At 60.7% G+C, this 14,386-nt stretch carries 9 protein-coding genes; 8 read left to right on the forward strand and 1 reads right to left on the reverse strand.

All coding sequences use genetic code 11. The annotated features are described in order from the left end of the window. Nucleotides 1-59: 59 nt before the first annotated feature. Nucleotides 60-938 (reverse strand): fructosamine kinase family protein, encoded by an 879-nt coding sequence (locus P8X48_00640; GenBank protein ID MEJ2105819.1) that lies wholly within the window; start codon nt 936-938, stop codon nt 60-62. A gap of 169 nt (nt 939-1,107) precedes the next feature. Between P8X48_00640 and P8X48_00645 the strand changes: the two genes are divergently transcribed. From P8X48_00645 to pheA, 8 genes are all read left to right on the forward strand, one after another. Then, nucleotides 1,108-1,995, forward strand: a complete 888-nt coding sequence (locus tag P8X48_00645) for a PfkB family carbohydrate kinase (protein ID MEJ2105820.1) — start codon at nt 1,108-1,110, stop codon at nt 1,993-1,995. Further along, nucleotides 1,988-4,141 carry an HAD-IIB family hydrolase gene (locus P8X48_00650; GenBank protein ID MEJ2105821.1) on the forward strand — a complete coding sequence of 718 codons (2,154 nt, stop codon included), beginning with the start codon at nt 1,988-1,990 and terminating at the stop codon, nt 4,139-4,141. The genes P8X48_00645 and P8X48_00650 overlap by 8 nt, the downstream gene beginning before the upstream one ends. 11 nt (nt 4,142-4,152) lie before the next feature. Next, the gene (locus P8X48_00655) at nt 4,153-6,543 is read left to right on the forward strand and encodes a sucrose synthase (GenBank protein MEJ2105822.1); all 2,391 of its coding nucleotides are present in this window, start codon (nt 4,153-4,155) and stop codon (nt 6,541-6,543) included. A 589-nt stretch (nt 6,544-7,132) separates the two neighbouring features. Beyond that, a complete protein-coding gene (gene mtnA, locus P8X48_00660; protein MEJ2105823.1) occupies nt 7,133-8,206 on the forward strand; it encodes an S-methyl-5-thioribose-1-phosphate isomerase in 1,074 nt (357 codons plus the stop codon). A 217-nt stretch (nt 8,207-8,423) separates the two neighbouring features. Beyond that, nucleotides 8,424-10,988 carry a DNA gyrase subunit A gene (gene gyrA / locus P8X48_00665; protein ID MEJ2105824.1) on the forward strand — a complete coding sequence of 855 codons (2,565 nt, stop codon included), beginning with the start codon at nt 8,424-8,426 and terminating at the stop codon, nt 10,986-10,988. A 31-nt stretch (nt 10,989-11,019) separates the two neighbouring features. Next, on the forward strand, nt 11,020-12,048 hold the full coding sequence (serC, locus tag P8X48_00670) for a 3-phosphoserine/phosphohydroxythreonine transaminase (GenBank protein ID MEJ2105825.1): 1,029 nt from the start codon (nt 11,020-11,022) through the stop codon (nt 12,046-12,048). A 55-nt stretch (nt 12,049-12,103) separates the two neighbouring features. Continuing rightward, nucleotides 12,104-13,216, forward strand: a complete 1,113-nt coding sequence (locus P8X48_00675) for a phosphoglycerate dehydrogenase (GenBank protein MEJ2105826.1) — start codon at nt 12,104-12,106, stop codon at nt 13,214-13,216. Nucleotides 13,217-13,300: 84 nt separating this feature from the next. Then, the gene (gene pheA, locus P8X48_00680; protein MEJ2105827.1) at nt 13,301-14,383 is read left to right on the forward strand and encodes a prephenate dehydratase; all 1,083 of its coding nucleotides are present in this window, start codon (nt 13,301-13,303) and stop codon (nt 14,381-14,383) included. The last annotated feature ends 3 nt before the right edge of the window (nt 14,384-14,386 follow it).

Consider the following 14,386-nt stretch of genomic DNA (forward strand, 5'->3'; position numbering starts at 1 on the left):
ATCGCAACGGTGCCAATCGAAGGCCGCTCGCGAAATGGAACGGTACAGCTCGTCGCCATCTAGCGCAGCTCACTCAACAGGGACTTCGTCATGTGTTCCGCCTGGAAAAGATAGCCGCCGCCAAACAGATTGAAGTGATTGAGGACGTGGTACAGGTTGTAGAGTGTCTTGCGCTTCGCGTAGCCGGAGTCGAGCTGCCAGGCCTGGTTGTAGGCGGAATAGAAATCCCCGGGAAAGCCGCCAAACAATTCCGTCATGGCAATATCGGCCTCGCGGTCGCCGTAGTACACCGCCGGATCGAAGATCACCGGGTTGCCGTCGCGATCGCTGGACCAGTTGCCGCCCCACAGATCCCCGTGCAGCAACGATGGCGTCGGCGTGTGGTCGCTGAAGAATTCACCCAGGCGGTCCATCAGCTCTTCGCCGGCGTCGAGAAGGCGGCCACCGGCGCCGTTGGATTGCGCCAGGCGATATTGAAAGCCCAGCCTGTGTTCGCGGTAGAACGCTACCCAGTCAGAATCCGGCGGATTGGGCTGGGGAGTCGATCCGATCGTGTTGTCGCGGATCCAGCCGAATCGATCCGATTGCTTGCGATGCAGGGCGGCAAGTTGCTCGCCCAGGGCGCGGCCATTACCTTTGCCGCCGAGGGGGATGTATTCCAGCACCAGGTAGCACTGTCCTTTGCTGATACCGGAACATACCGCGTGGGGCACGCGGATCGCATTCGCGGAGCGCAGTTCCTCCAGCCCCGCCGCTTCGGCCTCGAACATGTCCAGCAGATGCGCATCATTGAGTTTGACGAAATAACTATGTTCGCCGTCCTCGAGTACATGGGCGGCATTGATGGAGCCCCCACCGACGGAGCGCCGGCGCGGGGCATTGAACGGTTCCCCGCTCGCGGACGAGATATGGGCGGAGATTTCCTTCCAATCAGGCATGATGGGTGTTCCGTGGTACGCGAAAGTGCCGGATTTGGAACCAAACTCCGGCGGTACTAGTTATTATGATAACATCAAGCGCGATGAATCAGCGCGGGACTAATCAAGGATCATATTTGCGACCCGATCCGCGCCCACCGCACCCGCAGTGGCCAGCAAGTCGATCGAAATGAAGCAGCCAGTCATCTACGGCGAAGTCCTGTTCGATCGCTTCCCCGACGGAAGCGCCGTGCTCGGCGGTGCGCCTTTCAACGTTGCCTGGCATCTGCAGGGTTTCGGCCTGCAGCCCCTGTTCATCAGCCGCGTTGGTAGCGACGCCGCCGGCGATGCAGTGGTGGAGGCCATGCAGGCCTGGGGCATGGACGCGACAGGCGTCCAGCATGACGATGCCTATCCTACCGGCGCAGTAGAAGTCAGCCTCCAGGACGGCCAGCCCCGGTTCGATATTCTCTCCGCCCAGGCCTACGACTATATCGACGGCAGCGAGATTCCTTCGCTTGGAGATACGCCGCTGATCTACTATGGAACATTGATCGCCCGGTCCCGCGTGTCTCGCGAAGGTCTGGAAACCCTGCGACGCAAGTGCGTGGCACCCGGTTTCGTTGATATCAACCTGCGCCCGCCCTGGTGGACACCGGAAGTGGTCGAACACGCCTTGCGTGACGCGCACTGGGCGAAGCTCAATCAGGACGAACTCAGCACGCTGGCCGGGCGGGATATCAGTCGGGAAACGCTTGCCCCGGCGGCACGCGACTTGTGCGCGCAACACGCGTTGGAGTTTGCCATCGTCACTCTGGGCGAGGCCGGCGCGGCGATTGTTGGTTCGCAAACCGAAGAGTTCGCCAGCAGCCCGCCGGTGCAGAATCTCGTCGACACGGTCGGTGCCGGCGATGCCTTCAGCGCGGTGAGCATTGCCGGTTTGGTGCAGCGGTGGCCGCTGGACGTGTTGCTACGCCGCGCGCTTGCCTTCGCCGCGCGCATCTGCGAACAACGCGGCGCTACGCGCAACGATCCCGCCCTGTATGAATCCACGGTGGAGGCGTGGCAGCGTGAGTGAACAAGAGTCTGCCGGTCTCTATCTGGTTCTGTTGAGCGTGCATGGCCTGATTCGGGGTCACAACACGGAATTGGGGAGGGACGCCGACACCGGTGGTCAGGTCAAATACGTCATCGAACTGGCCCGCGCGCTGGCGGCCCATCCCGATGTCGAGCGCGTGGACCTGATCACGCGCCAGGTCATCGACCCGCGGGTAGATGCTGACTACGCCGAGCCCCTGGAAGAACTGGCGCCCGGCGCGTTCATCGTCCGGCTTCCCTGCGGGCCGAGGCGATACCTGCGCAAGGAGGTGCTCTGGCCCCACCTCGACTCCCTGGCGGATGCTGTCCTGCAGCACACGCGACAGGTGGGAAGAAGGCCCGACGTCATCCATAGTCATTATGCCGACGCCGGCTATGTCGGTACCCGCGTTGCCCAGCTGCTGGGCGTACCTCTGATCCATACCGGCCATTCCCTCGGACGGGTCAAGCACGAGCGCCTGCTGGAAAGCGGCATCAAGGAAAGCACCATCGAAAATCAATACAACATGAGCCAGCGCATCGAGGCCGAAGAGATCGTGCTGGGAAACGCGGCCCTGGTGGTCGTCAGCACAAACCAGGAAGTCGAGGAACAGTACAGCCAGTACGAAAACTACCACCGCAAGCGCATGCAGGTAATCCCACCCGGAGTGGATCTGGAGCGCTTCCATCGTCCCCATCGGTTCGAAAAAATGGCCCACCTGGAGTCGGTGCTGGAACGTTTTCTCGCGGACCCGGGAAAACCGCTGATCTTCGCGCTGTCCCGCGCCGATCCACGCAAGAACATCGCAACCCTGATTCGCGCCTATGGCGAGAATGCGGAATTGCGCGAGGCGGCAAATCTGCTGGTCATCGCCGGCAACCGGGACGATATCCGTTCGATGGAGAAGGGCGCGGCGGAAGTACTCGACGAGATGCTCCTCCTTATCGACCGGTACGACCTGCACGGTCAGATCGCCTATCCCAAGCACCACGAACCGAACGACGTGCCCGAGTACTATCGCCTGGCCGCCCAGCGCCATGGGGTATTCGTCAATCCGGCGCTGACCGAACCGTTCGGCCTGACCCTGATCGAGGCCGCGGCCAGCGGTCTGCCCATTGTCGCCACCAACGACGGCGGCCCGCGCGACATCGTCGCATTCTGCAAGAATGGTCAACTGGTCGATCCCCTGGATGCCGATGCCATCGGTGAGGCCCTGCTCGCGGCGGTCAGCGATCGCCCCCGGTGGCGGCAATGGTCGCGCAACGGGATGAAGGGTGTGCTTGCGCACTACAGCTGGGAAGGACACGTAAACAAGTACCTACGCGAGGTGAGGAAGATTCTCCGCTCGCCGCGACCGTCCGCGCCTTCGCGTACCAGTCCCAGCCGTCTACCGGGTATCGACCGCCTGCTGGTGTGCGACATCGACAATACCCTGCTCGGCGATCCGGATGGCCTGCAGGACCTCCTCACCGAGTTACAGGCGGCGGGACAGAATGTTGGCTTTGCTGTAGCCACCGGGCGTCGTCTCGACAGTGCGCTGCAGGTGCTGCGCCAGTGGAAGGTACCGACGCCGGATCTCCTGATCACTGCCGTCGGCAGCGAGATCTACTACGGGAACGGCCTGATCGTGGATACCGGCTGGCACAGCCATATCAACTACCGATGGAAACCTGAGGCCATTCGCGAGGCCATGAGCGAGGTCCCGGGCCTTCGCCTGCAACCGAGGACGGAGCAGCGTGAGTTCAAGATCAGCTATTTTGCCGATCCCAAGACCATGCCGTCCATCCGCGAGATCCGCCGCCATCTGCGCAAGCTTGATCTGCACCTGAAGCTGATCTATTCCCACGGCGCCTATCTTGATCTCCTGCCCATCCGGGCGTCCAAGGGTCTGGCCGTTCGCTACCTGGCCATGAAATGGAACATTCCCCAAGAGGCACTGCTCGTGGCTGGCGATTCTGGTAACGATGAGGAGATGCTGACCGGCAACACCCTGGGCGTGGTCGTCGGCAACTTCAGCGACGAGCTCGAGCGGCTTCGTGGACAGCCCCGCGTCTATTTTGCCGAGCAGGCGTACGCGCGCGGTGTACTTGAGGGCATTCATGCCTATAATTTCTTCGAAAGCATCCGGATCCCTGAAGAGACCTGACCGCCGTGTTAATGAATGAGCTCGTAGATTTTTTCGCTTCCCACCGGGAGAGCGTGCACATGCTGCTGCGCCATTACCTGGCGATGGAACGGCCGTTCCTGCTGCAGTCGGACCTGATCGATGAATTCCACAAACTGTGCGAGCAGGGCGAACACGCCGTGCTGCTGGACAGCACCGTCTCCCGCGCCATGTCCGTCGCGCAGGAGGCGGTCACGTCCGCGCCGTGGATCTGTGTTGCGTTCCGTCCTTCCATTGGCCGCTGGAACTACGTGCGTTTCAATGCCGAACTGACCGAAGCGGAAGAGATCGACGTCGGCCAGTTTCTTGCGTTCAAGGAAAGCGTGGCCCGGGGTCGTGGCCATGACGCGGACCCCTGGGCACTGGAAGTGGACCTGGGTCCATTCAACCGTGAATTTCCGCGCATGCGGGAAACGCGATCCATCGGCCGCGGCGCCGAGTTTCTGAACCGCCAGTTGTCCAGCACCCTGTTCCGCGACGTGGAAAAGGGTGAGAAGCAGTTGCTCGAATTCCTGCGCCTGCACCAGTACGACGGCATGCAGATGATGTTGTCCTCGCGCATCGACAACATCGAAACGCTGCGCCGAAACCTGCGTTCGGCTGACGAATTTCTGGCTGAACAAGCCGCCGACGCCGACTGGGATGCGGTGTTGCCGAGAATGGAGTCCCTGGGCTTTGAGCGTGGGTGGGGCCGAACAGTCGCGCAGATGCGGGACACCATGGGCCTTTTGTCCGAGATCCTGGAGGCACCGGATCCGTCGATTCTGGAAAACTTCCTCGGCCGCATCCCGATGATCTTCAACATCGCGATCCTGTCGCCCCACGGCTATTTCGGACAGGCCAATGTGCTTGGACTGCCGGATACCGGCGGTCAGGTGGTGTACATCCTCGATCAGGTCCGGGCACTGGAAAGGGAAATGCGTCGCCGTCTGGCGGAGCAGGGTATTGATATCGAGCCGCAGATCGTCGTTGTGACACGACTGATCCCTGAGGCCGGAGACACGACCTGCGACCAGCGTCTGGAACACATTGCCGGTACACGCAATGCGCGTATCCTGCGTGTTCCATTTCGCGGACCGGCAGGCGATGTTATCCCCCACTGGATTTCCCGATTTGAAGTCTGGCCCTATCTGGAGCAATTCACGGACGACGTGGAAAAGGAATTGTTGGCGGAGCTGGGTGCACGCCCCGATATGGTCATCGGAAACTACTCGGACGGCAATCTGGTGGCGACCCTGTTGTCGCGTCGCCTGGGCGTTACCCAGTGCAATATCGCCCATGCCCTGGAAAAGACCAAATACCTGTACTCGGACCTGTATTGGAAAGAAAACGAATCCCACTATCACTTTTCAAGTCAGTTCACGGCTGACCTGATCGCCATGAACGCCGCCGACTTCATCATTACCAGCACCTACCAGGAGATCGCGGGCCGGGCCGACAGCGTCGGGCAGTATGAGAGCTATCACTCCTTCGCCATGCCCGAGCTGTACCGGGTTGTCAACGGCATCAATGTGTTCGACCCGAAATTCAATATTGTATCGCCGGGCGCGGATGCCGAGATCTACTTCGCCTATGGCGATCAGGGGCGACGGCTGACCGGTCTGCATGACGAGATCGAGGAGTTGATTTACGGTGGTCCAATGGAACATGCGGTGGGTGAGTTCGCAGACCGCGAAAAACCCTTGTTGTTCACCATGGCGCGACTGGACCGGATCAAGAACATTACCGGCCTGGTGGAGTGGTACGGGAAATCCAAACGGCTGCAGGGGGTCGCGAACCTGCTCGTCGTGGCGGGTCATGTGACGGTCGAGGAATCGGGCGATGCCGAGGAGCGCGAACAGATCCAGCGTATGCAGTCCCTGATCGAGGAGTATCAACTGAATGGCAAGATCCGCTGGCTGGGCATGCACCTGGACAAGAATCTCGCCGGAGAACTGTATCGGGTCATCGCCGACCATGGCGGCGCCTTTGCGCAACCGGCGGTGTTTGAGGCCTTCGGACTGACTGTGATCGAGGCCATGGCCTCCGGCCTGCCGACCTTTGCCACGCGTTATGGCGGGCCGCTGGAAATCATCGAGGACGGGGTCTCAGGATTTCACATCGATCCCAATCATGGGGAAGAGGCGGCCAACATCATGGCCGAGTTCTTTGAGCGTTGCGCGAACGATCCGGGATACTGGCAGCTGATCGCATCGGGTTCCTTGCACCGCGTGGCGGCCCGCTACACCTGGGACCTCTATGCTGACCGCCTGATGACGCTGTCGCGCATTTATGGTTTCTGGAAATACGTCACCAATCTGGAGCGGGCGGAAACACGCCGCTACCTGGAGATGTTCTACGCCCTGCAGTTCCGGCCGGGGATGCTGGCAATGGCGGGGGGCTAGGAGTTCCCGCAAGTGGGGGAACATGTTTCTGTCTGTCGCCTACGGCGGATCAAAAGCAACTACGCCGGTGGCTGACCGGCAGCAGCTTACTTTCTCTTGCTTGTCCAAGAGAAAGTAAGCAAAGAGAAGGACACCCCGGTCGCTCACCCGCTATCGCGGGTCCCCTGTGCTCCTCGTTCGGACCGGGTGCTCGTGAACTCGCCGGTCGGCCTTGCGGCCGCCTCGGTCTCGACAGCACTCGCACTTTTTCCGGTCCTCGCTGCGGTGCTCGGTGAGCTCCGACGGGGCTGAAAAACAGGTTGGGTTGTCGCGACTTCGTTCGCGCCGAGCATCACAAGGAAAAACCGCCAGGCGCGAATCCCTGATCGAGCCCGAGCCGGACGATTTTCCCGGCCGGCGAGTTGGATGAGCGCCCGCGGTTTTTTCGAGAAGCGCAGGAAGAAGCGAACGCAGGAGCAGATGGCTTTGGGTACTTTCGCCGAAACGAAAGTACCCCGTCGTGCGGGGGCGGAACCCCGCTGAGTAGCCTTTCAATTCGCCGCAGGCGAAACAAACCAAGCGATAAACCCCAAGTGATACAATTGGCGCGATGAGCGCCAGCGACAACCAAATCCCCTACGACAAGATCCGCGCCATGGAATGGCGCGACGGCAAGCTCGCGCTTATTGACCAGCGTCTGCTGCCGGGCGAGCACGTCGTGCTTGAACTCGAAACCGTGGAGCAGGTCGCGCAGGCGATCACGGACATGGTGGTACGCGGCGCACCGGCGATCGGGATTACCGCCGCCTACGGCGTGGTGCTCGCGGCCCGCGCACGTTATGGCCAGGACCCGCAAGGATGGCAAAAGGCAATGCAGGCGGACCTGGATCTGCTCAAGGCCGCGCGCCCTACGGCGGTAAACCTGGCATGGGCCGTCAACAAGATGGCGTTGGTGATTGCGACCTTTACCGATGCGATGAATCCCGAGCCGACCCTGCTGTCCGTTGCCCGTGGCATTCACATGGATGATATTGCCGCGAATCAGGCCATGGGACGGATGGGGGCAGCCCGTATCGAACCGGGAAGTGCAGTGCTGACCCATTGCAATACCGGTGCCCTGGCCACCGGGGGTTATGGCACCGCTCTTGGGGTGATCCGCGCGGGCTTTGCCGCTGGCCGCATTCAGCAGGTATACGCGGACGAGACCCGCCCCTGGTTGCAGGGCGCACGACTGACGGCGTGGGAGCTCCGGCAGGAGGAGATTCCGGTGACGCTGATCGCCGACTCGGCGGCGGCGTTTCTGATGAAGCAGGGCAAGGTGCAGTGGTTCATCGTTGGTGCCGACCGCGTTGCCGCCAATGGCGACGTTGCCAACAAGATCGGGACCTACGCCGGGGCGCTGGCGGCGCGGCAACTGGGGGTGAAGGTCATGGTGGTGGCGCCGCTGTCGACCGTGGACATGACGACCGCGTCCGGCAGCGAGATCCCGATAGAGTCCCGGCCGGGGGAGGAGATCCGTGCCTGTGGCGGCCAGGCCGTTGCGCCGTCGGGGGTCGAGACCTGGAATCCGGCCTTCGATATCACCCCGGCCGAACTGGTGGATATCCTCGTGACCGAGGGCGGTGTGGTGGAGCACCCTGACCGGGAGAAAATGGCCTCGTTGATGGGGAAAAAGGCCGTCTAGGACACGGAAATTTCACGGTGACCCACGTGCAGCAAGCACCCTTCCCGTGGTAAAATTCCGCGCCCCGGCGGCGGTTTTGTTTCGGTCCCCGGGCGGCATATTTTTCCAAATCTGCCCCGTTTCGTATCCGGCGTTCCCGGTCCGGACGGGCCGCATTTACGCACACAGAAACGGCACAGAGAGGTAGTCCGGCCCACAGGCGCCGAAAGCAGCATCCATGACAGATCCCTTCGCCAAGGAAACCATCCCGGTCAATCTCGAAGACGAGATGCGCCAGTCGTATCTCGACTACGCCATGAGCGTCATCGTCGGACGCGCCTTGCCCGATGTGCGCGATGGCATGAAGCCCGTCCATCGGCGCGTGCTCTATGCCATGCACGAGCTCTCCAACGACTACAACAAGCCGTACAAGAAGTCCGCCCGCGTCGTTGGCGATGTCATCGGTAAGTATCACCCGCACGGCGATGCAGCCGTGTACGACACCATCGTTCGCATGGCGCAGGATTTCTCACTGCGCTACCCGCTGGTCGATGGGCAGGGCAACTTCGGTTCCATTGATGGCGATCCGCCGGCGGCCATGCGCTACACCGAGATCCGCATGGCACGCATTGCCCACGAGCTGCTGGCGGATCTGGAAAAGGAAACGGTCGACTACTCGCCCAACTACGATGGCACGGAACAGATTCCCGATGTCATGCCGACCAAGCTGCCGAACCTGCTGGTCAATGGCGCGGCCGGCATTGCCGTGGGGATGGCAACCAACATTCCCACCCACAATCTGACCGAAGTGGTCGATGCCTGTCTGGCGATGCTGGACAACGAAAACATCAGCGTAGACGAACTAATCAAAATCATTCCGGGGCCGGATTTTCCCACGGGCGGAATCATCAATGGCGTGCGCGGCATCCGCGAGGCGTATCGCACCGGCCGCGGTCGCATCTACATCCGTGCGAAGGTCGACATCGAGACCGAAGACAAGAGCGGGCGGCAGCGCATCGTTGTCAGCGAGCTTCCCTATCAGGTGAACAAGGCGAGACTGCTGGAGCGCATCGCCGAACTGGTGAAGGAAGGCAAGCTGGAAGGGATCACCGGATTGCGGGACGAGTCCGACAAGCGTGGCATGCGCATGGTGATCGAACTCAAACGCGGCGAGGTCGCGGACGTCGTTGTAAACAACCTGTACCAGCACACCGCATTGCAGAATGTATTCGGGATCAACATGGTTGCCCTGGATCAGGGCCAGCCGCGACTATTCAATCTGCGTCAGACAATCGAGGCCTTCCTGCGTCACCGCCGCGAAGTCGTCACCCGGCGCACAATCTTCGATTTGCGCAAGTCACGCGAACGGGCCCATGTGCTGGAAGGACTCGCGGTGGCGCTGGAGAACATCGACCGCATCATCGCCCTGATCAAGGCAGCGAAGGATCCGGCGGAGGCCAAGGCGCAACTGGTGAAGCAGGTATGGCCTGCGAAGCAGGTTTCCAAGCTGTTGGCACAAAGCGATACGGCCATCTCCCGGCCGGAGGACCTGCCCGCAATCTATGGTCTGACCAAGGAGGGATATCGTCTGTCCGAGGCCCAGGCCCAAGCCATCCTGGATCTGCGACTGCACCGCCTGACCGGCCTCGAGCAGGAAAAGATCCATGGGGAGTACAACGATATCCTGGTCCGAATCGGCGACCTGCTGGAGATCCTGCAGAATCCGGAGCGTTTACGCAGCGTCATCCAGGAGGAACTGACCAGCCTGCGTGATCAGTACGGCGATCAACGCCGCACCCAGATTGTGGAACGCGAACAGGAACTGAGCATGGAAGACCTGATCGCGGAAGAGGACGTCGTGGTGACCCTTTCCCACGCCGGGTACATCAAGTCGCAGTCCCTGGGCGAATACCGGGCACAGAAACGTGGCGGTCGCGGCAAGACGGCGACGCGCATGAAAGAAGAGGATTTTGTCGACAAGCTTTTCATCGTCAACACCCACGATACCATTCTGTGTTTCTCGAGCCGGGGCAAGGTGTACTGGCTCAAGGTATATGAGATTCCCGTGGCCAGCCGCGGCGCCCGCGGCAAGCCCATCGTCAATCTCTTGCCCCTGGAAGACGGTGAGCATGTCAATGCCATCCTGCCCATCCGTGGCTACGAACCGGGCAAGTTTGTATTCATGACGACCTCGGATGGCACGGTAAAGAAAACTGCGCTTACGGAATTCTCGCGGCCCCGGTCCAATGGCATCATTGCCATCGACCTGGTGAACGGAAACCGTCTGGTGGGCGTCGGGATCACGGACGGCTCCTGCGACATTCTATTGTTCAACGATGCGGGCAAGTCGGTTCGCTTTCAGGAAGCGGACGTTCGCCCGATGGGTCGTACCGCGCGCGGCGTGCGCGGAATGGCGTTGAAGGGGAAACAAAGTGTGATTTCCCAGATCATCGCCTGCGACGATGCTGGCGCGGATTACATGGTACTCACGGCCACCAGCAACGGGTTTGGCAAACGCACGATGCTCGACGAGTTCCCGCGGCACAAGCGGGGTGGCCAGGGTGTGATTTCCATTCAGGTGAATGACAAGCGTGGTCACGTGGTCGGGGCCTGTCTTACACAGCCGGGCAGCGAGATGATGCTGATCACCAGCGGCGGTACCCTGATCCGCACCTATACTAACGAAATCTCGACCCAGGGGCGGAACACGCAGGGCGTGCGGCTGATCGGACTGGGCGAGGGTGAATACCTGGTGGGCATGGACGAAATCGTGGAAACGGAAGTCGGAGATGTCGGCGAGTAGGCCGATTCAAACAGGGGAAAAAACAAGACCAATGGCACGAGTATTCAATTTCAGCGCGGGTCCGGCGGCGTTGCCACTGGAAGTCCTTGAACAGGCAAAGGCGGAACTGACCGATTGGCACGGTTCCGGCATGTCGGTGATGGAGATGAGTCACCGTGGCAAGGAGTTTGTCGAGATCGCCGCGAAGGCCGAGGCCGATTTGCGTGATCTGATGGAAATTCCATCGGGCTACAAGGTGCTGTTCCTGCAGGGAGGGGCATCAACGCAGTTCGCGATGGTTCCGCTGAACCTGCTTCGCGGGAAGGGCAAGGCGGATTATGTCTGCACCGGTCACTGGTCGGAGAAGGCGATCAAGGAAGGCGGACGCTACGGCACGGTCAACGTGGTCGCAAACACCAAGGAAAGCAAATACACCACGGTCACGGACCCCACGCAGTGGTCCACGGATCCGGATGCAGCCTATCTGCACTACACGCCCAATGAGACCATCGCCGGCGTGGAGTTTGATTTCATACCGGAAACCGGAGACGTGCCGCTGGTGGCGGACATGTCCTCCAGCATCCAGTCCCGGCCGGTGGACGTGAGCCGGTTCGGCGTGATCTACGCCGGGGCGCAGAAGAACAGTGACGAGGTGCCGGCCATGCTGAACTACAAGATTCACGCCGATGCGGAGTCCATGTACAACACGCCCCCCACCTATGGCTGGTATATCGCCGGACTGGTGTTCGAGTGGCTGAAGAAAAAAGGCGGTCTCGCGGGGATGGCCGAGATCAACGAACGCAAGGCCGGCAAGTTGTATGAAGCGATCGAAGGTTCCGGCGGCTTCTATGTCAGCCCGGTGGAGGCACGCTTCCGTTCGCGCATGAACGTCCCGTTCACGCTGAAGGATGCATCCCTGGATGAGGCCTTCCTGAAGGAATCGAAGGCAGCGGGTCTGGTGCAGCTTAAAGGCCATCGCTCGGTCGGTGGCATGCGCGCCAGCATCTACAACGCCATGCCGGAAGAAGGTATCGATGCATTGATCGATTTCATGAAACAGTTCCAGAGCCAGAAAGGGTAGTGCCGTGTTCAAGGTCAAAACACTAAACAATATTTCGAGCACAGGATTGAGCCGCTTGTCTCCCGATCTCTTCACTGTTGGAGATGACATCGAAGACGCCGACGCCATTCTGGTTCGTTCCGCGAAGATGCACGAGATGGAGTTGCCGGCCAGGCTGCTGGCAGTCGGTCGCGCGGGGGCCGGGGTGAACAACATCCCCGTGGACAAGATGTCCAGCCTCGGAATTCCGGTCTTCAATGCTCCCGGCGCCAATGCCAATGCCGTCAAGGAACTGGTGGTTGCCGGATTGCTGTTGGCAGCGCGCAATATCTGCCAGGCCTGGGACTACGCCCGCAACCTGGAAGGCAATGACGAGGAAGTCGGCAAAGCGGTGGAGTCCGGCAAGAAGCGCTATGGTGGATTCGAGCTTCCCGGACGGACGCTGGGTGTCGTCGGTCTCGGCTCCATTGGCCGCCTGGTAGCCAATACCGGCATCGAACTGGGGATGAAGGTAGTCGGTTTCGATCCCGGCATCACGGTCGAGGGTGCCTGGCAATTGTCTGCGGCTGTGAAAAAGGCGGGCAGCATCGAGGAACTGTTGCGTAACGTGGATTTCATTACCTTCCACGTGCCGTTGGTGGATTCGACCCGCAATCTCATCTCCGCGGAGCGCATCAAGATCATGCGCGACGGCGTGACCATCCTGAATTTTGCCCGGGACGGGATTGTGGACGATCAGGCTGTGGTCGAGGCGCTGCGCGCAGGGAAGGTACACGCCTATATCTGCGATTTCCCGAACAACGTGAACAAGAACGAGGAGCGCGTGATCGCGCTGCCGCACCTTGGGGCATCCACTACGGAGGCGGAGGAAAACTGCGCCGTCATGGTGGCGGAACAGGTCCAGGATTTCCTGTTGAACGGCAACATCCGCAACTCGGTCAATTTTCCCGAGGTGAACGTACCGCGGGAAACGGAGCATCGTCTGGTGGTGGCAAATGCGAATGTGCCGAACATGCTGGGCCGGATTTCCACAGTGACCGGCGAGTTCGGACTCAATATTCACGATATGGTGAACAAATCCCGTGGCGACATCGCGTACACCGTGGTCGATGTCGACAGTCCCGTGCCGGACGAGCTTCTGGAACGAATGAAGTCCATCGAAGGCGTGCTGAGCGTGCGTGTGATCTGATCCGCGAATGCCGGGAGGGCATGGCGCGATCCGTGGGTTTTCCCTATGATCCACGGATGAGAACAATACAGACCAAACCGTGCCGTGAGCGATAACAACGACCTCAACAGACTCCGTGCCGAGATCGATGCGCTGGATGAACAGATTCAGGCGCTGATCACCGAGCGTGCGCGTTCGGCGGTTGCCGTCGCCCAGGCCAAGAAGGCGGCCGGGGAAGGGGGCTTCTACCGTCCGGAGCGTGAGGCAGAGATCCTGCGTCGGGTGGCCGAACGCAACGAGGGCCCGCTGAGCGATGCCGAGATGACACGCCTGTTCCGGGAGATCATCTCCGCCTGCCTCGCACTGGAAGCCCCGCAGTCCATTGCCTACCTCGGCCCTGAAGGGACGTTCACGCAGCAGGCAGTGTTCAAACACTTCGGTCATTCGGTCGAGACGCTTCCACTCAATGCCATTGACGAGATTTTCCGTGAGGTCGAGGCCGGCGGGGCCGATTTCGGGGTTGTTCCCGTGGAGAATTCCACGGAGGGCGTAATCAATCACACCCTGGATCTGTTCATCCGTTCGGAACTCAAGATCTGTGGCGAAGTGCGAATTCGGGTGCATCACCACCTGCTCTCGAAACAGGGAGATCTGTCGAAAGTGAAGCGGGTTGTGTCTCATCAACAGTCGCTGGCCCAGTGCCGCGAGTGGCTGGATGCCAATCTGCCCAATATTGAACGCGCCACCGTAAGCAGCAATGCCGAAGCCGCGCGCCAGGCAGCCGAGAATCCGTCGCTGGCGGCGATCGCCGGCGAGTCGGCAGCGGAAATCTATGGCCTGAACAAACTGGCGAGCAACATCGAGGACGAGCCCGACAACACCACGCGGTTCCTGGTCATCGGCAAGCTGGAAACCCGGCCCAGCGGTCGCGACAAGACCAGCATCATGATATCCAGCAAGAACAAGCCGGGTGCCCTGTATGATCTGCTGGGTGCGATTGCACGTCATGGGATCAATATGACACGGATCGAATCCCGACCGTCACGTCAGGCGGCGTGGGAGTATGTCTTCTTTCTCGATCTCGAGGGCCATGCAGCGGAGTCCCCGGTGCGCGAGGCCGTGCACGAACTTGAGAGGGAATCGGCCCTGTTCCGGATTCTGGGATCCTATCCGGCGTCGGATCTCTAGATC

The sequence above is a fragment of the Acidiferrobacteraceae bacterium genome (assembly GCA_037388825.1).
Taxonomy (GTDB): Bacteria; Pseudomonadota; Gammaproteobacteria; order Acidiferrobacterales; family JAJDNE01; genus JARRJV01.